The sequence below is a fragment of the [Pseudopropionibacterium] massiliense genome (assembly GCF_900607225.1).
Lineage (GTDB): Bacteria > Actinomycetota > Actinomycetes > Propionibacteriales > Propionibacteriaceae > Arachnia > Arachnia massiliensis.
Genome location: NZ_LR027842.1, coordinates 1908760 through 1929539, shown reverse-complemented (window position 1 = coordinate 1929539; position 20780 = coordinate 1908760). Strand labels below are relative to the sequence as shown.

Below are 20780 nucleotides of genomic sequence, written 5' to 3'. Positions count from 1 at the left end.
ATGGACATCGATCTGGCAGCTCTGCGCACCATCGAGCGCGACAAGGAAATTTCGATGGACTACCTCATCAAAACCCTTGAGGATGCATTGCTGAATGCTTATCAGAAGACCGACAACCCTCTTCGCGGGGTAAAGGTCGAGATAGACCGCAAGACGGGGCGGGTAGCGGTCCTGGCACCTGAGTTCGACGACGACGACAACGTCATCGGCTTCTACGACGACACTCCTGCTGATTTCGGGCGAGTGGCTGCCTCGACGGCCCGTCAGGTGATCTTCCAGCGAATTCGGGAGGCGGAGGATGACCAGAAATACGGCCATTTCTCCGGGGCGGAGGGAGACATCCTGACCGGTGTCATCCAGGCCGATCGTGACTCCCGCACCGTTCGGGTCGATCTCGGTTCGCTCGAAGCCATCATGCCCCAGGCGGAGCAGGTGCCGGGGGAGGAGTATGCGCACGGCAAACGCATCAAGGTCTACGTGGTCTCCGTCAGGCGCGAGCTGCGGGGCCCGCAGGTGGTCGTGTCGCGTACGCATCCGAACCTGGTGCGCAAGCTCTTCGCCCTGGAGGTGCCGGAGATCGCCCAGGGCGTGGTGGAGATCAAGGAAGTGGCGCGCGAGGCCGGGCACCGATCAAAGATCGCGGTGGCGAGCAAGAATCCGGATGTCTCTGCCAAGGGGGCCTGCATAGGTCCCATGGGACAGCGGGTCAGGGCCGTCACGAACGAACTCAACGACGAGAAGATCGACATCGTCGACTGGTCGGAGGATCCTCGGCATTTCGTGGCAGCGGCGCTGTCGCCGGCCAAGGTGCTGTCGGTCACGGTAACCAACGAAGCCGCCCACGCCTGCCGTGCCGTCGTGCCCGATTACCAGCTCTCGCTGGCAATCGGGCGCGAAGGACAGAATGCGCGGCTGGCCGCGCGACTCACGGGTTGGCGCATCGACATCCAGCCCGATGTCGAGTCCGCCGATTCCTGACCGTCTGGATCACCGTGGTCCGTCGCCACCCGTGCCGCGGACCTCGACGATTCCGGAGGCAGCGGCCTTCGTGATCGCATCGGCCTCCTCCTGGGTGATCTTCCCATCGGAGACGGCCTGGTCGAGGACCTTCTTGTTCGCCTCGGTCCTGACCTCCTGAATGGCGGTGGTCACCGTCGACTCGTCGATTCCCAACGCCTGGGCCAGGGCCTTCGCGATCTCCGCGTCCCTGTCGCCCGATTCCGGTTCGCCGGCGGGAGCGGCCGGGGGTTGGCCCTGGCCTTCCTCGGTTGCCTGCCCGGAGCCGTTGCCGGAGGGTCCGCCCTGGTCGGGCGCACTTCCGGGGCCGCGGGACTGGTGGATGCCCTGGAGCGCATCGTTCAACGTGGACTCCTCGACGCCGAGTTTCTGGGCCAAGGCCGCGGTTTCGACGCCCCGCAGCCCCAACGGGCCACCGCCCGGACCGCCGCGCTGTCCATCCGCGGGGCCGCCCTGCTGGGCGGTTGCCTGTCCCGTCGCCACGGAGACACTCGAGCTCTCGGTCGGGTTCGAAGAGTTCGAGTCCGCGTTGGCCAGCTGCGTCAGACCCAGGCCGATTCCTGCGGTCGCGAGGACGGCGGCGCCCCCGATGACAAGCTTCTTCATCGTTGGTTTCCCTTTCCGGGCCGGCTCCTCCGGCCACACCTGACAAGGTTTGGGCGGCCGACTGTCGGGAGGCTGTGGCGAACCTGCGGGTACCGTAGGAGATGGTGTGACAGGCTTGGGATGTGGAACCGGAACGTACCTGCATCGGCTGTCGAAACCGTGATCTCCAGTCCCGCATGGTGCGTCTGGTGCGCATCGGTGACGAGATCGTGGACGCGACTCGTCCTCGCCTTCCCGGGCGTGGCGCCTACCTGCATGTGGGGTGTCTCCGGGCTGCGGAGAAACGTCAGGCCCTGCGGCGCGTGTTCGGGGCCGGTGCGCGGCTGACAGGATCTCTGCGCAGCCGGTTGTCGCAGAACCCGCCAGTTGGCATCTGATGCAGCGGTCGCGGTAACATCCTCGGTGGCCTTCGTGCATCCACGAGGCTGTTCCTGACGCGCGACCTCCGGTCGCGTCCCCTCAGAAAGTGAGTTAACGCTCATGACCACTCGATGAGTACATGAGATGACCCAGCAAACCAGCTAGTGGGCCACTGGCGTGCGCGTGCGTTCATGGCCCTATACGAAGGAGAGTAGTGGCCAAGCCCCGCGTCCACGAGATCGCAAAAGAGATCGGGATCACAAGCAAGGAGCTCTTGAAGAAGCTCACGGAAATGGGCGAGTACGTTTCCAGCGCCTCATCGACCTTGGAAGCACCGGTGGTGCGCAGGGTGCGTGAGGCATACGCACCGAAAGCCGAAACCACTGCCGCCAAACCGGCAGCCCCCAAACCTTCCCCCGCGAAACCTGTGCCGCGTCCCACGGGCGGCAAGAGCAAAGCCCCATCGGAGCCGGCTCCGTCGAAACCGGTGGCAACTCCTGGAGCGCCAACCCCGGCTGCTCCGGCCAGTCCGCAGAGTCCGTGCCCGCCCCAAACCATCCCGCCCGCCCGGGTCCCAAGCCCGAGCGTCTCGCCCGGGCGGCTGCCCCTAAACTGCCGGCCCGTCCTGGCGGAGCCCGCGCCCGGAGCGGTTCACGCCCCGGAGGAACAAGCCCGGCCCAAGGCCGACGGCCCACCCCGTCCCAGCGCCCGCCCGTTCTGCCGGGTGGTTCCGCAACCACCCCGGGATCAAATGTGCGTCGTTCCGGCGCTCCGCGTCCCGGCAACAACCCATTCGCGGTTTCCCAGGGAATGGGTGTCGGACGTTCCGGGACGCAACGACGTGACCCGGGAAGCCGGCAGGGCGGTGAACAGCGGATGCCGCGTCCCGGCGGCACCGGGGGCCTGCCCCGCCCCAATCCCGCGATGATGCCGAAGACGCAGAACTCCACCCTCGGTCAGGCAGCCGTTCGCGGTTCGGGTCGCTCCGGCGGCTCAGGGCGTGGTCGTCCCGGTGCCCAGGGACGTCCCGGCGGCGGTGCGTTCGGCGGGCCACCGATGGGTGGTCCCGCGGGTGGCCCGGGTCGTGGCGGCGGTCGCGGTCGCGGCGGTGGCACCCAGGGTGCCTTCGGTCGTGGCGGTGCAGGCGGTAGGCGTGGGCGCAAGTCCAAGAAGCAGCGCAGGCAGGAATTCGACCAGATGGAGGCGCCCACCATCGGTGGCGTGCGGCTCCGAAAGGGTGACGGGCAGACCGTGCGGCTGCGTCGTGGTGCCTCCCTGACGGATCTCGCCGAGAAGATCGGTGTCGAACCCGCTGCACTGGTTCAGGTGCTGTTCCACCTGGGGGAGATGGTCACCGCCACCCAGTCGGTTGCCGACGACACCCTCGAGGTGCTTGGCGCCGAACTGGACTACAACATCGAGGTGGTCTCACCCGAGGACGAGGACCGTGAACTGCTCGAGTCCTTCGACCTGGAGTTCGGGGAGAACATCGGCGGCGAGGAGGACCTCAGGGCCCGTCCGCCGGTCGTCACCGTCATGGGCCACGTCGATCACGGCAAGACGAAGCTTCTCGACGCTCTGCGCCACACCAACGTGGTGGCGGGGGAGGCCGGCGGCATCACGCAGGCCATCGGCGCCTATCAGGTCGAGACCGAGGTCGACGGCGAGGAGCGCGCCATCACTTTCATCGACACCCCCGGCCACGAGGCCTTCACCGCCATGCGTGCCCGAGGAGCCAAGTCCACCGACATCGCGGTGCTCGTCATCGCGGCCGATGACGGTGTGATGCCGCAGACCATCGAGGCCCTCAACCACGCCAAGGCGGCCGATGTCCCCATCGTGGTTGCGGTCAACAAGATCGACAAGCCCGCCGCCGACCCGGTCAGGGTCCGGGGTCAGCTCTCCGAGTTCGGGCTGGTGCCCGAGGAATACGGCGGCGAGACGCAGTTCGTCGACGTCTCCGCCGTCACCCATCAAGGCCTGGACAACCTCCTCGAGGCCATCATCCTGACCGCCGACGCGGCGCTCGACCTGCGCGCCAACCCGGACATGCCCGCTCAGGGTGTGGCCATCGAGGCGCACCTCGATAAGGGGCGTGGTCCGGTCGCAACCGTGCTAGTGCATCGTGGAACGCTCCGGATCGGGGATTCCATCGTCGCCGGTTCGGCACACGGCCGCGTGCGTGCCCTCATCGACGACCAGGGCGGCAACGTCACCGAGGCGCTGCCGTCGATGCCCGTGCAGGTGCTGGGGTTGACCTCGGTGCCCGGGGCCGGGGACAACTTCTTGGTCGTCGAGGATGACCGGATGGCCCGGCAGATCGCCGACAAGCGTGAGGCGCGCATGCGTGCCGCGCAGCAGGCGAAGACCAGCCGCCGCAAGACCCTCGATCAGCTGTTCGACGAGCTGCAGAAGGGCGAGACCCAGGAACTGCTGCTCATCCTCAAGGGCGACGGGGCAGGCTCCGTCGAGGCCTTGGAGGACGCACTCTCGCAGATCGACGTCGGCGAAGAGGTCAGCCTGCGTGTCATCGACCGCGGGGTCGGCGCCATCACCGAGACCAACGTGTCACTGGCAGCTGCGTCGAAGGCCGTCATCATCGGCTTCAACGTCCGCGCCACGGCCCATGCCGCCCAGCTCGCCGACCGCGAGAACGTGGACATCCGTTACCACTCGGTCATCTACTCCGCCATCGACGAGATCGAATCCGCACTCAAGGGCATGCTCAAACCGATCTTCGCCGAGGAGGTCCGTGGTCAGGCCGAGATCCGCGAGATCTTCCGTTCCTCCAAGTTCGGCAACATCGCGGGCTGCATGATCACCGACGGTTCCATCAAACGGAACCAGCAGGCCCGGCTGCTGCGCGACGGCGTGGTGGTGGCGGAAACCTCCATCGCATCGCTGCGGCGCGAGAAGGATGACGTCACCGAGGTGCGTGAGGGCTTCGAGTGCGGCATGACGCTGAGCAACTACAACGACATCCGCATCGGCGACGTCATCGAAACCTTCGAGATGGTCGAGCGCGAGCGGTCCTGACAGGAGCTGACAGATGCCAAACCCCAGGAACGCCAAGCTGGCGGACCAGATCAAGGTGATTCTCGCCTCCACTCTGGAAAGACGGGTCAAGGACCCCAGACTGGGATTCGTCACCGTCACGGACGTGCGGCTCACCGGCGACAACCGGGAGGCCACCGTGTTCTACACGGTCATGGGTGACGAATCGGCCAGGGCCGGGACGGCAGCGGCCCTGGCGTCGGCCACGGGCATGCTTCGCACGGCGGTGGGTTCGCAACTCCAGCTGCGGCACACCCCCACGCTTGCCTTCGTGCTGGACGCCACCCCGGAGGCGGCCCGCAGCATCGAGGACCTGCTCGCCAAGGCGCAGGCCCGGGACGCCGAGGCCGCAGCCGAGGCGGTGGGGAAGTCCTTCGCGGGGGACGCCGATCCCTACAGGAAATCGCGCACGAACGACGAGGACGAGTGAGCGCCGAATCCGGTGTCGTCGTGGTCGACAAACCGGCGGGGGCGACCTCCCACCAGGTGGTGGGGCGCCTCCGCCGGTTGCTCGGTACCCGGAAAATCGGGCACGCCGGGACCCTCGACCCCATGGCAACCGGGGTGTTGATCCTCGGTGTGAACCGGGCCACCCGGTTGCTGGGGTACCTCGCCCTGCACGACAAGCGCTACCTGGCGACCGTTCGTCTCGGTCAGGGATCCACCACCGATGACGCCGACGGTGAGGTCACCGCGGTGGCGGACGCATCCGGAATCATTCCGGGTGCCCTGGAACCGGCGCTGGCCTCGCTGCGCGGCAGGATTCACCAGGTTCCCTCGGCGGTCTCCGCGATCAAGGTGAACGGCAGACGCGCCTACGACCTGGCGAGGCGCGGGGTGGAGGTGGAGCTGAAGGCGCGTGAGGTGGAGGTGACCCGCCTGGACGTGCTGGCCTCCCGTCCGGGGGAGGGAGTCCTCGACGTGGACATCGACGTGGAGTGTTCCTCCGGAACCTACGTGCGCGCCATCGCCCGCGACCTGGGGAAAGCCCTCGAAGTCGGCGGTCACCTCACAGCCCTCCGGCGCACGCGGATCGGCAACTACGACCTGTCCATGGCCGTCGAGCTGGGTGAGGATCCCCTCGAGATGATGTCCATGGCGGAGGCGGCCAGACGAAGCTTCGTCTGCGTCACGGTGGATCCCCGAGTGGCCGCGGATGTCGGTTTCGGACGCCGCCTGGACATGTCCGTGCCTGCCGATGTGACAGGGATTCTTTCCCCGACGGGTGAGTTGCTCGCCCTCTACCGTCCCGACAGTGCTGGAGCACGGCCCGTCGCCGTGCTGGTGTGAACGTCTCAGATTCCCAGTTTGAGGGCCCGGTAGGCGGTTCGGATGTGCTCCTCCATCAGGGCTGCGGCCCGGTCGCCGTCGCGTTGCTCGATGGCCTCGAAGATCTGTCGGTGTTGTCTGCACAGGGTGTTCCTGAGCGCCTGCCAGTCGTTCACTGCCATGGATGCGTCCCGGATCGGGGCACGCATGGCCTGCCGGATGGCGGAACTGAGATCCCCGATGAAGGGGTTGTGGGCCGTCAACGCGATCTCCACGTGGAAGTCGGTGTCGAGGGTGTTGAACTCATCCAGAGTGGTTTCCTCGTCCATGCGGTCCACCAGGTCACCCAGCCGGCTCAGCGCCTCGTCATTCCAGTGTCGGGATGCGAGCGTCGCCGTCGAACGCTCCAGGGCCACCCGGGTGTCGGTCAGGTCGATCGCGGACGTGGAGGACAGCGCCAGGTGCAGCCGGAACAGGCGGCCCAAGGCCTCCGTGTGGCCGGCGATGATGCGGGTGCCGCGCCCCGGTCCCGGGTGGGATTCCAGGATTCCCTGAGCCTGCAGCACACGGATGGCTTCCCTGACCGCGCCACGACTCACACCCAGTTCCCGGGCCAGATCGCGTTCCGGGGGTAGCTTCGCCCCCACCTTGTACTTCCCGTTGAGCAGCGACGCCTCGATGTGATCCAGCGCTATCCGATGCGCCTTGCGGTCGTCTCCCTGCAACATGGAGCCATTGTCTCACCGGACACGCTCCGGTGATCGGACCGGGCGATGGGTCGGATCAAGGCACCCCGGGATATCCGCCGTTCACGGTTTCTGTTACGATCAATCCGTTCCAGGCAGGGAACCCGGTGGGAATCCGGGACTGACGCGCAACGGTGAGGGAAGATCCCAAGTCCGAATGCTGGCTGGGACGAGCGACCCGGCCGCGCGCAACGGCCCTTGACGGAAAGCCATCCCAATGTCTCGCACCGCCCGCTTCCGGTCTCGTACCGGGGTTGGAGTGCGTCTTGCCCTGCTGGCCCTGGCGCTGCTGCTCACGCCGGCCTTCACGGTTGTCATCGGGGCGGCTGCCGTGCCCTTGGACGAGGTCGTCGGTGTCCTGGCGAGTCACATACCGGGACTCGACGTCCAGATCACCTGGGATCGTTCCATCGACGCCATCGTCTGGGACACGCGGCTGCCCCGGATCATCGCAGGGGTGGCGGTCGCCGCGATCCTCGGGGTATCGGGCGTGGTGCTGCAGGCCGTGGTTCGCAACGCCCTGGCCGAACCCTACGTGCTGGGGGTCAGCGCGGGAGCGTCCTCCGGCGCCGCCTTCGCCATCATCATCGTCGGCACTTCTGTTGCCACCGTCGTCGGGGTGATGGCCTTCGTCGGGGCGTTGCTGGCCACCCTGCTGGTCCTGGCGATCGCGGGACGCACCCAGTCGCCGCTGCAGCTGATCCTCGGAGGCCTGGGTGTGGGCTTCGGATTCCAGGCCCTGACCAATCTCATCATCTTCTCCTCCGACTCGCCGGAAACCGCCCGCTCGGTCATGTTCTGGACCCTCGGGTCACTGGCCCGGGTCGGCTGGGAGTCGGTACCCGTGATCACGATCGCGGCGCTGCTGCTCACGGTGCTGATGGTGTTGTGCGGCCCGATTCTCGATGCCCTGGCCAGCGGCGACCGTACCGCCCAGGCCGTGGGTGTCGAGCCGGCCCGGGCCCGCATCCTGCTGCTGATCCCGGTGTCCGCGGCCATCGCGCTGGCCGTGGCCACCGCGGGCGGCATCGGTTTCGTCGGCCTCGTGGTGCCCCACCTGGTCAGGTCCTTCATAGGCCCCGCCCACCGCTTCCTGGTGCTCGGTTCCGCGCTGGCGGCCGGCCTCTTCCTCGTCTGGGCCGATGCGTTCGCGCGCCTCGCGTTCGCCCCGGCCGAGGTCCCGATTGGTGTGGTCACGGGGCTCGTCGGCGCCCCGTGGCTCGTGCTGCTGGTCCGCCGTCAGGGCCACAGCCTGTGAATCCGGAAAGAACAGGAAATTCATGAGAAAACTCCTTGTCCCGATCGCCGCGATGGCCCTCGCCCTGACCGCCTGCGGCACATCCGCGGCCGAACGGGCATCCCAGAGCGCCAGTGCCTCCGCCACGGCATCCCCGGGTGCCGCCCAGCAGGGTGGTTTCCCCGCCGAGGTGGACAGCTGTGGGGAGAAACTCCACTTCGATGCCGCGCCGAATAAGGTCCTGATCCTCAACGGCACCGGCCTGCCGAACCTCGACGCCCTCGGGGTGGTGGACAAGCTGTCCCTGCGGGCCGGGGACAAGAACTTCGGCACCGGTCAGGAGGAGCTGCAGGCCAAGTACGACGCCATCCAGGCGGTCGCCTCCAGCGAGATCGAAACCGGTGGCGTCAAGGTCTCCACCGAAGTCGTCCTGCAGAACAAGGTCGACCTGGTGATCGGCTACGAGGAGGGCGTTGACCGGGAGGCCTTGAAGAAGGCCGGGGTGCAGTTGTATTCCCCGGCGGCCTTCTGCCCCAACTACTCGGTCAAGCACGCCACCTGGGATCTCATCGACACCGAGGTCAACAACCTCGCCTCGATCTTCGGCGTCCAGGACAAGGCGGTATCCGTGATCGAGAAGCGCAAGACGGATGTCGCCGCCCTCGACGCGAAGGGAAAGGCCGCAGGTGCCACCGGGATTGCTCTCTACATCACGCCCGGGCAGAGCAACTTCTACGCCTACGGAACCTCCTCGATGGTCCAGCCGATCTTCGAGGCCAACGGGCTGAAGAACTCGTACGAGGACAACACCACCCGCGTCTTCGACGGATCCATGGAGGACATCCTGAAACGGAACCCCGACTGGATCGTGCTGCTCTCCCTTGATGCGACGAAGGAGCAGACCCTGGAGGCGTTCAAGGCCTTCAACGGCGCCGACCGGCTCAAGGCGGTGACGAGCAACCAGGTGGTGGTGCTGCCGTTCTCACTGACCGACCCGCCGACGACCCTCTCCGTCAAGGGCGCCACCCAGCTGTCCCAGGAGATCGCGGGCAGCTGACCCGGGGCCGGGCGACAAAGCGTTGTGGCCGGATGAGCGGGGCTTCCGGCCACAACCCGGGGGCAAACAACCGAATGCACAGCCTTGAAAGGGAAGCCATGAGACGATTTCTCGCTCTCGCGGGCGCCGCAGCCCTCCTGTTGACCGCCTGCGGCACATCAGCCGCCGAACGCGCCGCCCAGAGCCCGAGCGCCGGCAACAGCGTTGCCGCATCCGAGGGTGGTGGCCATTCCGTCGACATCGTCAGCTGCGGGCAGACACTCCACTTCGACGCCCCGCCATCCAGGGTGCTCGTTCTCGGCGACACCAGCGTCTCGAACCTGGACGCTCTCGGACTGATGGACAGGATCAACCTGCGGGCGGGAAGCGCCCACTTCGACTCGGCCGCTCCGGAACTCCAGGCGAAGTTCGACGCCATCGAATCGGTGGAGGCGGGCAAAACCGACACCGGCGGGGTGAAACTCGCCACCGAGACGATTCTGAACTCGCACGTGGATCTGGTGATCGGCTACGACAAGGGAGTCGAACGGGAGCAGGTGGCCAAGGCCGGGGTCCAGCTCTACTCTCCCGAGGCCTACTGCCCCGAGTACTCCGTCGAGAAGGCATCCTGGGATCTGATCGACAACGAGATCAACAACCTGGCCAGGATCTTCGGGGTCGAGGACAAGGCGAAGTCCGTCATCGCGGACATCCACGCGAAAACCAGCAAACTGAAGGCCGACGCCCCCTCGGGCCGGGGAACGGGAGCGGCTCTCTACATCACCGCGGGATCCACCCGGTTCAGCGCCTACGGCAGCTCGTCGATGAGCCAGTCCATTCTCGACGCGAACGGCATCACCAATGTCTACGGGGACAACACCACCAGGGTGTTCGACGGTTCCATGGAGGACCTCCTGGCCCGCAACCCCGACTGGATCGTGCTGCTCTCGTCGGGGGCCAGCGACGAGGAGACGATCCAGACCTTCAAATCCTTCAGCGGGGCGGAACAACTCAAGGCGGTGGCCAATGACCACGTCGTCGTGATCCCGTTCGTGCTGACGGATCCACCGAACGTGCTCTCTGTCGAGGGCGCTGCCACGCTGGCGGAGAAGACGGCGAACAAGTGATTCAAGCCGATCAGCTCAGCGTGGCCCGTGGCGGTCGGGTGGTGCTCGCGGGGGCCCACCTGACCGCTGAGCCGGGTGAGGTCGTCGGGGTGGTGGGCCCGAACGGTTCAGGGAAGACTACTCTCCTTCTTGCCCTGAACCGGGCCCTCCGCGCCAGCGGGGGCACCGTCGTGATCGACGGGGACGACCTCTCCCGGCTCCCACGTCGGGAGATCGCGCGCCGAATAGCCGTGGTCGCCCAGGACACCGAGACGGCCCTGCCGTTGAAGGTCCGTGACGCCGTTGGTCTCGGCCGGCTCGCGAGCCGCACCCTCATGGCCTACGGAGACGCCTCCGACCGGGTGATCATCAACGACGCCCTCGAACAGGTGGAGGCCACCCACCTGGCGGACCGGCTCATCACCCAGCTCTCCGGCGGTGAACGCCAGCGGGTGCTGGTGGCCCGGGCCATCGCCCAGCGGGCCAGCCACCTGCTCCTGGACGAGCCGACCAACCATCTCGACCTGCACCACCAGTTCTCCCTGCTCGGCCTGGTCACGGAACTCGGCTGTGCGGTCGTGATGGTACTGCACGACCTGAACCTGGCAGCGCGATTCTGCACCCGGCTGCTCGTGATCAACCACGGGGAGGTCGTGGCCAGCGGCACCCCGGACGAGGTCCTCACCCCCGAAATCCTCGAGCCCATCTACCACCTGCGGGTGCACCGCCTCGTGCACGAGGGCCTGCCCCACCTGATCTTCAGCCCTGAGACCGACTCGAAGGAGAACGAATGACCCCGGAGGAACTGCTCGCCGCCTGGCACGTCCAGCAGACCGCTTTCATAGAGTTCCGTGACCAACGCGTCAGGGCAATGCTGGAGATGCTGGCCGCCGTCCGCCCCGGGGAACGGCCCCTGCGGGTTCTGGACCTGGGATGCGGTCCCGGTTCCCTCTGCGACGCCGTGGCCGATCGGTTTCCCGATGCCGAGGTGATTGGCGTCGACCGCGACCCGATCCTGCTGCGCCTGGGGCGGGAGACCAACCGGCACGGCGAACGGATGAGACTGATCGACCTCGACCTCACCGATCCGGGCTGGATCCACGAGGTGGGCCGGGAACGCTTCGACGCCGTGGTCAGCGCGACCGCCCTGCACTGGCTCAGCCCCGACAAGCTGGCGGGCCTCTATGTCGCCCTCCCACAGGTCCTGAACCCGGGAGCGGTGTTCCTGAACGCCGATCACCTCTACTTCGACGGAGCCACCGAACCGTTCCTGAAGGGGGTCGCGGAGGCGCAGCGGGAGGAGTTCCGCCTGGCCGCCCTCGACTCCGGCGCCATGACCTGGGATGCCTGGTGGGAGGCGGCGCGCTCCATGCCCGGGTGGGAGGCCGAGGCCAGGCAATGGGAGGAACGCTGGTCCGACAAATCCCCGACCGTGAAGGTCAGCCTGGAGTTCCACCTGAGCGCCCTCCGGGCCGCCGGTTTCGTCGAGACCACCCACATCTTCCGCTGGTTCGACGACGTGGTGGTGTTCGCGCGGCTGCCCTGAGGAGCGCCGGAATCGCTGCTTACCGGAGGAGATTTACCCCCTGAAAACGGGACGAAAATGACTGGACACCCCGTCGCGACAATGTGCTATGGTCGGACCAACCACGGGCCCGCCCGGGCCCAGAAAACTGGACGATGGAGTTCCCGACATGTCATCCCTCCTAGAGGTATTTCAGCCTTCTGCTGATCCACTCGGGTCGCAGTGGCTCTCGGCCCTGGTGGCCGTCATCCCCATCGTGTGCATGCTCGTCACCCTCGGAGCGCTGCGTTGGAAGGCACACATCGCCGGAGCCGTGTCCTGGGCCCTGGCCTTCGTCGTGGCCATCCTGGCGTTCAAGATGCCCGTCACGATGGCCATCTCATCGAGCCTCCAGGGATTCGTCTACGGTCTGTTCCCGATCGTGTGGATCCTGCTGATGGCCATCTGGATGTACCAGGTGACCGTGATCTCGGGCCGGTTCGAGGACCTGCGCAACACCTTCTTCCTGATCAGCGACGATCCTCGTGTGCTCGGTCTGCTGATCGCCTTCTGCTTCGGCGGTCTCCTCGAGGCCCTCGCCGGTTTCGGAGCCCCGGTCGCCATCGCGGCCGCGATGCTTGTGGCGGTCGGCTTCTCGCCGATTCGCGCGGCACTCATCGCGCTGCTCGCCAACACGGTTCCCGTGGCATTCGGTGCGGTCGGGCTGCCCGTCATCCAGGCGGCAGCGGTAGGTGGATTCGAGAACGTGCTCTCCATTTCCCCGATCACGGGGCGGCTGACCGCCATGCTGTGTCTCGTGGTGCCCTTCCTGCTCCTCGCGGTCATGGACGGCAAGAAGGGGATCATGGAGTGCTGGCCCTTCGGCCTGGTGGTGGGCGTGACCTTCGGCATCGTCAAGTGGATCGTCTCCGCCACCCCGCTGTACAACCTGACCGAACTCATCGCCGCGGTGGTCAGCGTCGCGGTGGCCATCGCCTTCACCCGGGTCTGGAAGCCGGGAGGTGACTCAGAGGTCGTGGCACGCATCGGTCGTCCGGTGGACCCCGAACTCGAGCCCGAGACAGCCACGACGGAGGCCGCCGACACCTCCAAGCTCACCGGTGGCCGCATCTTCATGGCCCTCGTGCCCTACCTCATGGTCATCGTGGTCTTCGGGATCGCAGCCATTCCCGCGGTGAAGGATTTCTTCGTCTCCCTCGACGGCAGCGGCAAGACCGGTTGGGCCAGGCTCCAGTGGCCGGGACTCTCCGAGATGCTGAGCGCTTCCGGTGCGCCCGCCTCCCACCAGACCTTCGCCTTCCCGTGGGCCTCCACCCCGGGCATCCTGCTGGCGCTGGTGGCCATTCTGACCGCCCTGGTCTACAAGGTCTCCATGAAGGACGCCTTCAAGGAGCTGTGGGTCAACGTCAAGAAGATGAAGTTCGCCATGCTCACCATCGGAGCGGTGGTGGCCCTGGCCTACGTCATGGGCGACTCCGGCCAGACCCTCGCACTTGGCATGTTCATTGCCGGAGCCGGCGCCATCTATCCATTCCTGGCCCCGGTGCTCGGCTGGATCGGCACCTACGTGACCGGGTCGGACACCTCCGCCAACATTCTCTTCTCCGGGCTCCAGTCGAACGTCGGCCAGCAGATCGGGGAGGCCTCCGCCCTCGGCGTGGATGGCATGCGGCAGCTGCTGGTGGGCTCCAATGCCGCCGGCGGTGTCGTGGGCAAGATGATCTCGCCCCAGTCCCTGGCCATCGCCTCGAGCGCCATCGGATTGGCGGGGAGCGAATCGGCCATTCTGCGGAGGATCATCGCGTGGAGCTTCATCCTGCTGTTCCTGCTCTGCCTGCTCGCCGGGCTGATGTCCACCCCGGTGCTGAGCTGGCTGGTCTCGCCGATGTTGGGCTGACAGCTCCACAAATGAATCACGGTTGGCCGATCCGGTGGCAGGGTCGGCCAACCACAGGACTGCCTCATCTTGTTTGAAGGAGAGAGATATGGCACCCGGAACGGGTAAGACGGTGGCGTTGTTCGCCACCTGTATCAATGACACCATGTTCCCCGGCACCCCCATCGCGGTGGTCAAGGTGCTGGAACGGCTGGGCTGCAAGGTGGTGTTCCCCAAGGAACAGACCTGTTGCGGCCAGATGCTGACCAACACCGGATATTTCAAGGAGGCCGTGCCGACCGTCAAGAGCTACGTGCGGGCCTTCGAGAAGTACGACTACATCGTCGGCCCCTCCGGGTCCTGCATCGGTGCGGTCCGCCACCAGCACCCGATGCTTGCCGAGCACGTCGGGGACAAGGGCCTCAAGGCGGCCTCCGAGGAGCTGGTGAAACGCACCTACGATTTCACCGAGTTCGTCGTGGACGTGCTGGGACTGACGGATGTCGGGGCCTACTTCCCGCACCGCGTCACCTACCATCCCACCTGCCACTCCGTGCGGATCGCACACGTGGGTGACCGGCCCTACAAGCTGCTGAAGGCCGTGCGGGGCATCGACCTGGTGCCGCTTCCCGACTCCGACCAGTGTTGCGGTTTCGGCGGCACCTTCTGCGTGAAGAACTCCGACGTTTCCGTGGCGATGGGTGCGGACAAGGCCCGCAACGTGATGTCGACCGGGGCCGAGTACCTCGTCACCGGCGACAACGCCTGCCTGATGCACATCGGCGGAATCATGCACCGCATGAACATGGGCGTGAAAACCATTCACCTGGCCGAGATCCTGGCCCACACCGAGGAGGCCGCAGCATGACCGCCACGCGCGAACGCCTGACCCCGGCTCCCCCCACCGGCACCTACCTCGGGATGCCCGCCTTCCCCAAGGCGGCCAAGGGAGCCCTGCAGAACCAGCAGCTGCGCCGCAACCTGCGTCACGCCACCACCGTGATCCGCGGCAAGCGGGCCATCCGGGCCTCCGAGGTGAGGAACTGGGAGGAACTGCGGGTCGCCGGTGAACAGATCAAGAACCGCCTCGGCAGGCACCTGGATCAGTACCTCATCCAGGCCGAGAAGGCCATGACCGCGGCCGGGATCACCGTCCACTGGGCCCGGAACGCCGAGGAGGCCAACAAGATCGTGATCGACCTCGCCCGTTCCAAGGGCACCAAGGAGGTCGTGAAGATCAAGTCGATGGCCACCCAGGAGATCGACCTCAACGAGGCCCTCGAGGACGCGGGGATCGCGGCGTGGGAGACCGACCTCGCAGAGCTCATCGTCCAGCTCGGCCACGACCGCCCCTCCCACATCCTCGTTCCCGCCATCCACCGGAACCGCTCGGAGGTCCGGGAGATCTTCAAGGAGGAGATGGGGCTGTGGGGTGCTCCCGCCCCCGATGGCATCAGCGACAACCCGCCGGAACTCGCAGGCGCGGCCCGTGTCCACCTTCGCGAGAAGTTCCTGCGCGCCAAGGTGGCGGTTTCCGGCGGCAACTTCATCGTCGCGGAAACCGGTTCCCTCGTGATCGTCGAGTCCGAGGGCAACGGACGCATGTGCCTGACCCTGCCCGAGACCCTCATCTCCGTGGTCGGCATCGAGAAACTGGTGCCCACATGGGAGGACCTCGAGGTCTTCCTGCGGCTGCTTCCCCGTAGCTCCACGGGGGAGCGGATGAACCCGTACACCTCCATCTGGACCGGTGTCACCCCCGGCGACGGCCCACAGGACCTGCACGTCGTCCTGCTGGACAACGGGCGCTCCAAGGTGCTGTCCGACCCGGTTGGCCGCGAGGCGCTGCGCTGCATCCGCTGCTCCGCCTGCATGAACGTGTGCCCCGTCTACGAACGGGTCGGCGGCCACACCTACGGGTCCGTCTATCCCGGGCCGATCGGCGCCATCCTGACCCCGCAGCTGCGGGGCGTCGCGTCGAAGGTCGACAAGTCGCTGCCCTACGCATCCAGTCTCTGCGGCGCCTGCAACGACGTGTGTCCCGTCAAGATCCCGATCTCGGACATCCTGGTGCACATGCGCAACAAGGTGGTGCAGAAGAAGACCGCGCACCGCCCCACCATCGAGTCCGTCATCTTCAAGGTGGTCGGTTGGGTCATGGCTCGCGGCCGCAACCTGGCGTTCGTGCAGTTCTTCTCCCGTCTCGCGGGGCGGATCTTCAAGAAACGCACCCATTTCGGCCCGATGCCGTTCCCGGCATCCGCCTGGAGCCGGTCCCGTGACCTTCCCGTGCCGCCGAAGGAGTCCTTCCGGAAGTGGTGGGCCAAGCGAGAGAAAGAGGAGGCCTCCAAGTGAGCAGCGCCCGCGACGACATCCTGGCCCGCGTTCGGGCCGCCACCGAGGACATCCAGGAGAAGGACCCGGCCAAGGACGTGCCCATCACGTGGGCGTACAACCAGCCCACTCCACTGGACGACGTGCTCGAAACCTTCGTGGAGAACATCCTCGACTACAAGGCCAAGATCGTGCGCACCCCGGCGACCGCGACCGGGGAGGCGATCGTCGCCGCCCTGAAGGAACTCGGCGCGCAGACCGTGGTCGTGCCCGACGGGGCACCCACGGCCTGGGTGACCGCGGTGACCGCGGGTGGTCTCGAGGTGATTCGTGACGAGAACCTCAGCCACCAGCAGTTGAATTCCATCGACGCGGTCCTCACGGGCTCGCGGGTGTCGATGGCCGAGACGGGCACCATCTGCCTGGACCACGCCGAGGACCAGGGACGACGCGCCCTGACCCTGGTTCCCGACCGCCACGTGTGCGTGGTCACCGCCGACAGCGTCGTCTCCGACGTGCCGGAGGCGGTGCACCGGCTCAAGGCCTCGGTGCAGGCCGGACGGCCCATCACCTGGATCAGCGGTGGCTCCGCGACCAGCGACATCGAGCTGTCCCGCGTGGAGGGTGTGCACGGCCCCCGGAAGCTGTTCGTGATCCTCGAAGAGGACTGACGACCAGGAGCACAACCACCCGGTGCCGGCCCCGCGACGGGTCCGGTCCCGGGTGGTTGTCTCTCCGACGGATGCGCGCCGCGTCGCCCGTCGCTACCCTTGTCCGTCGTGAACAGCGGAACCAGGGTAGTGGCCATCGGCAACTTCGACGGAGTGCATCTCGGGCATCAGCGCGTGCTGCAGGCCGAGCGGGGCGACGGTGAACTCGCGGTGATCACCTTCTGGCCCCACCCGTTGTCGGTGCTGGCCCCGGAACACGCCCCGCGCCTGTTGAGCGACCTGCCCACCCGGATCGACCTGCTCAAACGAGCGGGGGCCCGCGAGGTGCGGGTGGTACGGTTCGACAGGAAGGTGGCGGCCATGAGCCCCACCGAGTTCGTCGAGCGTTTCGTCGTGCCGCTCGCCCCGCGGGTGGTCGTGGTGGGGGAGAACTTCCGTTTCGGGCATCGCGCGTCGGGGGACGTCGGAACCCTCAGGGAACTGGCCGCTGGGCGTTTCGACGTGCGGACGCTCGAACTGTCGGCCGTCGACACCCGGACCACCTGCTCCACCCTCATCAGGGAGGCCCTGGACCGCGGTGACGTGCGACTGGCCTCACAGCACCTCGGCCGCGACTTCAGATTCAGCGGCGTCGTGGTGGTGGGGGACCAGCGGGGACGCGAACTGGGATTCCCGACCGCGAACCTGATCGTTCCCGCGGAACTGGCCGTTCCCGCGGACGGGGTTTACGCGGGGTGGCTCACACCGGCCGGGGGGAAGCCGATGCCCGCGGCCATCTCCGTGGGCTCCAACCCGACCTTCGACGGGGCGGACCGGCGGGTCGAGACCCATGTGCTGGACCGCAACGACCTGGAGCTGTACGGGGTTCAGATCGACGTCGACTTCGTGGAGAGGCTGCGCGGGCAGGTGCGTTTCGAGGGCGTCGAGGACCTGATAGCCCAGATGGACCAGGACATCGAGGACTGCCGCCGCATCCTCACGCGGCGGAGTTGATTCCGGCGGCGGTGGGTTTGGCTCCTCGGCGGAACCGGTGATAGGGTCCCACAGTTGCCGTCGATCGGCCACGGACCACCAAGAGCCCCAACCGCACCCGCCACCGGGGCGCCGTGCAGCGAACCGGAAGGAGTCCAGACATGGATGCTGCCGAGAAGACAAGGATCATCGAGGAGTACGCCACGAAGCCGGGCGACACCGGTTCGCCGGACGTGCAGATCGCTCTGCTGACCAAGCGGATCGCTCACCTGACCGAGCACCTCAAGGTTCACAAGGGGGATCACCACAGCCGTCGCGGCCTGATGCTGATGGTCGGCCAGCGCCGCCGTCTGCTCAACTACGTCGCCCGCCAGGACATCGAGCACTACCGCGAACTCATCGCGAGGCTCGGTCTGCGTCGCTGACCGGCGTCGTCATCCACACGATCTGATCGGAGGACAGCCCCGCACACGCGAGGCTGTCCTCCGCGCCTGTCCGGGCCCCAGCCGGTAGGATTGGCGCAAAACTCAATCACCACAACGTTTTCCTGCCTGCCAGGGGGTCTCACCTGGTCCTCGGTAGTGGCCTTCGGGTAGTTGCAACCCCCGCGGGTCTCGATCGAAGACCGGTGGTACTGGCGGCGTGCCGCGCCCTGCGGGCAGCCAACCCACCGAAAGGAGCCAGCCTTGTCCATGGAAGGACCTGGTCTCGAATTCTCCGAAGCCGTCATCGACAACGGCAAGTACGGCCGACACACCATCCGTTTCGAATCCGGCATCCTCGCTCAGCAGGCGGACGGCTCGGCCGCGGTCTACCTCGACGGCGACACCATGCTGCTGGCCGCCACCACCGCAGCGAAGACTCCGCGGGACGCCATCGACTTCTTCCCGCTCACCGTTGACATCGAGGAGCGGATGTATGCCGCGGGACGCATCCCCGGCTCCTTCTTCCGCCGCGAGGGACGCCCCGGGGAGGGCGCCATCCTGGCCGCCCGGCTGATCGACCGCCCGCTGCGCCCGGCCTTCGTTAAGGGGCTGCGCAACGAGGTGCAGGTGATCGTCGATGTCCTCTCCCTCAACCCGGCCCACTACTACGACGTGGTCGCGATCAACGCCGCATCCATGGCCACCACCCTGGCCGGGCTGCCCTTCTCCGGTCCCATCGGTGGTGTTCGCGTCGCCCTGATCGACGAGACCTGGGTGTGTTTCCCGACCGTCGAGCAGGTCGCCAGGTCCTCGTTCCAGATGGTCGTCGCCGGACGTGTCCTGCCCGACGGGGATGTCGCGATCATGATGGTCGAGGCCGGCGGCACCGAATCCACATGGGAAAACGTGCGTTCCGGCCGGACCGCCCCCACCGAGGAGGTCGTCGGGCAGGGCCTGGAGGCCGCGAAACCCTTCATCAAGACCCTGTGCGACGCCCAGTCCGAGCTGAAGGCCAAGCTGCCCAAGGAAACCTTCGACTTCCCCGTCTTCCGCGACTACGAGGACGACGTCTACGCCGCCGTCGAGGAACTGGCCACCGACCGGGTCTCCGAGGCGATGCGGATCCCAGGCAAACAGGACCGCGACGACGCCACCCACACCATCCGCCAGGACATCACCGAGGCCCTCGCGGAGCGCTTCGATGGCCGCGGAAACGAGATCGCGGCCGCCCTGAAATCGCTGACCAAGAAGATCGTCCGCCACCGCACCCTGACCGAGGGCGTGCGCATCGACGGCCGGGGCACACGCGATATCCGTACCCTGTCCGCCGAGGTCGCGGTGATCCCACGCGTCCACGGGTCGGCTCTGTTCCAGCGGGGCGAGACCCAGATCCTGGGGGTCTCCACCCTGAACATGCTGGACATGGAACAGAAGATCGACACCCTCTCCCCGGAGTCGACCAAGCGATACATGCACAACTACAACTTCCCGCCGTTCTCCACCGGCGAGACCGGGCGCGTCGGCTCCCCGAAGCGCCGCGAGATCGGCCACGGGGCGCTCGCGGAACGCGCCATCGTCCCAGTGCTGCCCACCCGGGAGGAATTCCCCTACGCGATCCGCCAGGTTTCCGAGGCCATCGGTTCGAACGGTTCCACCTCGATGGGTTCGGTGTGTGCCTCCACCCTGGCGCTGCTGAACGCCGGCGTGCCGCTGAAGGCCCCCGTCGCGGGCATCGCCATGGGGTTGATGAGCGAGGAGATCGACGGTGAGACCCGCTACGTGGCGCTCACCGACATCCTGGGGGCCGAGGACGCCCTCGGCGACATGGACTTCAAGGTGGCCGGCACCCGCGATTTCGTCACGGCCCTCCAGCTCGACACCAAACTGAACGGCATCCCCGCCGTGGAGCTGCAGAAGGCGCTGCTGCAGGCCCGCGAGGCCCGCCACACCCTGCTCGAGGTGATGGGCGAGGCCATCGACGTTCCCGACGAGATGAGCCCGTACGCTCCCCGGATCGTCACACTGCGCATCCCCGTCGACAAGATCGGTGAGGTCATCGGCCCCAAGGGCAAGGTCATCAACCAGATCCAGGACGACACCGGCGCCAACATCACCATCGAGGACGACGGCACCATCTACGTGGGAGCCGAGACCGGGGAGGCCTCGGATGCCGCGGTTTCCGCCATCAACGCCATCGCCAACCCGCACATGCCGGAGAAGGGTGAGCGGTTCCTCGGCACCGTCGTGAAAATCACCACCTTCGGGGCCTTCGTCTCCCTGCTGCCCGGCAAGGACGGCCTGCTGCACATCAGCAAGCTGCGCGCGCTGGCCGGTGGCAAACGCGTCGAGGACGTCGAGGACGTGGTCTCCGTGGGGCAGAAACTCCAGGTGGAGATCTCCGAGATCGACGACCGTGGCAAGCTGAGCCTGATCCCCGTGTTGGAGGAGAACAACGAGGCAGACGAGGCCTGAACTGAGCCATGAAGCCGGGGAGGGGTCGATCCGTTGCGCGGGTCGGCCCCTTCGGTTTTCACCGGTCCGGTAGA

General features: G+C 66.8%; 18 protein-coding genes, 1 pseudogene and 1 riboswitch. Of the genes and pseudogenes, 17 read left to right on the top strand and 2 right to left on the bottom strand.

The genetic code is table 11. The features are described 5' to 3' along the window. A complete protein-coding gene (gene nusA, locus E0E39_RS08575) occupies window positions 1–978 on the top strand; it encodes a transcription termination factor NusA (protein WP_130874364.1) in 978 nt (325 codons plus the stop codon). Between the two features lie 9 nt (window positions 979–987). Here the strand turns inward: nusA and E0E39_RS08570 are convergent, their stop codons facing one another. Beyond that, entirely contained in the window at window positions 988–1623 is a 636-nt protein-coding gene (locus E0E39_RS08570; RefSeq protein WP_130874363.1) for a hypothetical protein, read from the bottom strand. Window positions 1624–1745: 122 nt separating this feature from the next. Between E0E39_RS08570 and E0E39_RS08565 the strand changes: the two genes are divergently transcribed. From E0E39_RS08565 to truB, 4 genes and pseudogenes are all read left to right on the top strand, one after another. Continuing rightward, window positions 1746–2000, top strand: a complete 255-nt coding sequence (locus tag E0E39_RS08565; protein WP_207302459.1) for a YlxR family protein — start codon at window positions 1746–1748, stop codon at window positions 1998–2000. A gap of 197 nt (window positions 2001–2197) precedes the next feature. Then, a pseudogene (infB, locus tag E0E39_RS08560) lies at window positions 2198–5019 on the top strand (translation initiation factor IF-2). 13 nt (window positions 5020–5032) lie between these two features. Further along, on the top strand, window positions 5033–5467 hold the full coding sequence (gene rbfA, locus E0E39_RS08555; protein ID WP_130874362.1) for a 30S ribosome-binding factor RbfA: 435 nt from the start codon (window positions 5033–5035) through the stop codon (window positions 5465–5467). Continuing rightward, complete coding sequence (truB, locus tag E0E39_RS08550; RefSeq protein ID WP_130874361.1) at window positions 5464–6327, top strand: tRNA pseudouridine(55) synthase TruB; 864 nt, start codon at window positions 5464–5466, stop codon at window positions 6325–6327. The genes rbfA and truB overlap by 4 nt, the downstream gene beginning before the upstream one ends. Window positions 6328–6332: 5 nt before the next feature. Here truB and E0E39_RS08545 read toward each other — a convergent pair whose 3' ends face one another. Beyond that, window positions 6333–7034, bottom strand: coding sequence for a FadR/GntR family transcriptional regulator (locus E0E39_RS08545; protein WP_130874360.1), 702 nt, complete (start codon window positions 7032–7034; stop codon window positions 6333–6335). Window positions 7035–7101: 67 nt separating this feature from the next. Further along, window positions 7102–7235: riboswitch (cobalamin riboswitch) on the top strand. Window positions 7236–7269: 34 nt separating this feature from the next. On the opposite strand from E0E39_RS08545, the gene E0E39_RS08540 reads away from it, so the two are divergent. From E0E39_RS08540 to E0E39_RS08485, 12 genes are all read left to right on the top strand, one after another. Continuing rightward, window positions 7270–8310 carry a FecCD family ABC transporter permease gene (locus tag E0E39_RS08540; protein WP_130874359.1) on the top strand — a complete coding sequence of 347 codons (1041 nt, stop codon included), beginning with the start codon at window positions 7270–7272 and terminating at the stop codon, window positions 8308–8310. Between the two features lie 22 nt (window positions 8311–8332). Continuing rightward, a complete protein-coding gene (locus E0E39_RS08535; protein ID WP_130874358.1) occupies window positions 8333–9346 on the top strand; it encodes an ABC transporter substrate-binding protein in 1014 nt (337 codons plus the stop codon). 98 nt (window positions 9347–9444) lie between these two features. Continuing rightward, on the top strand, window positions 9445–10452 hold the full coding sequence (locus E0E39_RS08530; RefSeq protein ID WP_245988247.1) for an ABC transporter substrate-binding protein: 1008 nt from the start codon (window positions 9445–9447) through the stop codon (window positions 10450–10452). Beyond that, entirely contained in the window at window positions 10449–11225 is a 777-nt protein-coding gene (locus E0E39_RS08525; RefSeq protein WP_130874356.1) for an ABC transporter ATP-binding protein, read from the top strand. The genes E0E39_RS08530 and E0E39_RS08525 overlap by 4 nt, the downstream gene beginning before the upstream one ends. Further along, complete coding sequence (locus E0E39_RS08520) at window positions 11222–11977, top strand: class I SAM-dependent methyltransferase (RefSeq protein WP_130874355.1); 756 nt, start codon at window positions 11222–11224, stop codon at window positions 11975–11977. The genes E0E39_RS08525 and E0E39_RS08520 overlap by 4 nt, the downstream gene beginning before the upstream one ends. Before the next feature lie 148 nt (window positions 11978–12125). Next, window positions 12126–13853, top strand: a complete 1728-nt coding sequence (locus E0E39_RS08515) for an L-lactate permease (RefSeq protein WP_130874354.1) — start codon at window positions 12126–12128, stop codon at window positions 13851–13853. Between the two features lie 88 nt (window positions 13854–13941). After that, a complete protein-coding gene (locus E0E39_RS08510; protein WP_130874353.1) occupies window positions 13942–14700 on the top strand; it encodes a (Fe-S)-binding protein in 759 nt (252 codons plus the stop codon). Then, window positions 14697–16187 carry a LutB/LldF family L-lactate oxidation iron-sulfur protein gene (locus tag E0E39_RS08505; protein ID WP_130874352.1) on the top strand — a complete coding sequence of 497 codons (1491 nt, stop codon included), beginning with the start codon at window positions 14697–14699 and terminating at the stop codon, window positions 16185–16187. Before E0E39_RS08510 ends, E0E39_RS08505 begins: the two co-directional genes overlap by 4 nt. Further along, window positions 16184–16837 carry a LutC/YkgG family protein gene (locus E0E39_RS08500; protein ID WP_130874351.1) on the top strand — a complete coding sequence of 218 codons (654 nt, stop codon included), beginning with the start codon at window positions 16184–16186 and terminating at the stop codon, window positions 16835–16837. Before E0E39_RS08505 ends, E0E39_RS08500 begins: the two co-directional genes overlap by 4 nt. 108 nt (window positions 16838–16945) lie before the next feature. Beyond that, window positions 16946–17830, top strand: a complete 885-nt coding sequence (locus E0E39_RS08495; protein WP_245988246.1) for a bifunctional riboflavin kinase/FAD synthetase — start codon at window positions 16946–16948, stop codon at window positions 17828–17830. Between the two features lie 140 nt (window positions 17831–17970). Continuing rightward, a complete protein-coding gene (rpsO, locus tag E0E39_RS08490) occupies window positions 17971–18234 on the top strand; it encodes a 30S ribosomal protein S15 (RefSeq protein ID WP_014846333.1) in 264 nt (87 codons plus the stop codon). Window positions 18235–18501: 267 nt separating this feature from the next. After that, window positions 18502–20706 (top strand): polyribonucleotide nucleotidyltransferase, encoded by a 2205-nt coding sequence (locus E0E39_RS08485; protein ID WP_130874350.1) that lies wholly within the window; start codon window positions 18502–18504, stop codon window positions 20704–20706. The last annotated feature ends 74 nt before the right edge of the window (window positions 20707–20780 follow it).

What these genes read in the sequence shown, in the direction of transcription:
- E0E39_RS08530 (WP_245988247.1), top strand. Translation starts at nt 9,445, where the DNA reads ATGAGACGATTTCTCGCTCTCGCGGGCGCCGCAGCCCTCCTGTTGACC.
- E0E39_RS08540 (WP_130874359.1), top strand. Translation starts at nt 7,270, where the DNA reads ATGTCTCGCACCGCCCGCTTCCGGTCTCGTACCGGGGTTGGAGTGCGT.
- E0E39_RS08535 (WP_130874358.1), top strand. Translation starts at nt 8,333, where the DNA reads ATGAGAAAACTCCTTGTCCCGATCGCCGCGATGGCCCTCGCCCTGACC.
- E0E39_RS08545 (WP_130874360.1), bottom strand. Translation starts at nt 7,034, where the DNA reads ATGTTGCAGGGAGACGACCGCAAGGCGCATCGGATAGCGCTGGATCAC.
- nusA (WP_130874364.1), top strand. Translation starts at nt 1, where the DNA reads ATGGACATCGATCTGGCAGCTCTGCGCACCATCGAGCGCGACAAGGAA.
- E0E39_RS08520 (WP_130874355.1), top strand. Translation starts at nt 11,222, where the DNA reads ATGACCCCGGAGGAACTGCTCGCCGCCTGGCACGTCCAGCAGACCGCT.
- rbfA (WP_130874362.1), top strand. Translation starts at nt 5,033, where the DNA reads ATGCCAAACCCCAGGAACGCCAAGCTGGCGGACCAGATCAAGGTGATT.
- E0E39_RS08485 (WP_130874350.1), top strand. Translation starts at nt 18,502, where the DNA reads ATGGAAGGACCTGGTCTCGAATTCTCCGAAGCCGTCATCGACAACGGC.
- rpsO (WP_014846333.1), top strand. Translation starts at nt 17,971, where the DNA reads ATGGATGCTGCCGAGAAGACAAGGATCATCGAGGAGTACGCCACGAAG.
- E0E39_RS08505 (WP_130874352.1), top strand. Translation starts at nt 14,697, where the DNA reads ATGACCGCCACGCGCGAACGCCTGACCCCGGCTCCCCCCACCGGCACC.
- E0E39_RS08515 (WP_130874354.1), top strand. Translation starts at nt 12,126, where the DNA reads ATGTCATCCCTCCTAGAGGTATTTCAGCCTTCTGCTGATCCACTCGGG.
- E0E39_RS08570 (WP_130874363.1), bottom strand. Translation starts at nt 1,623, where the DNA reads ATGAAGAAGCTTGTCATCGGGGGCGCCGCCGTCCTCGCGACCGCAGGA.
- E0E39_RS08510 (WP_130874353.1), top strand. Translation starts at nt 13,942, where the DNA reads ATGGCACCCGGAACGGGTAAGACGGTGGCGTTGTTCGCCACCTGTATC.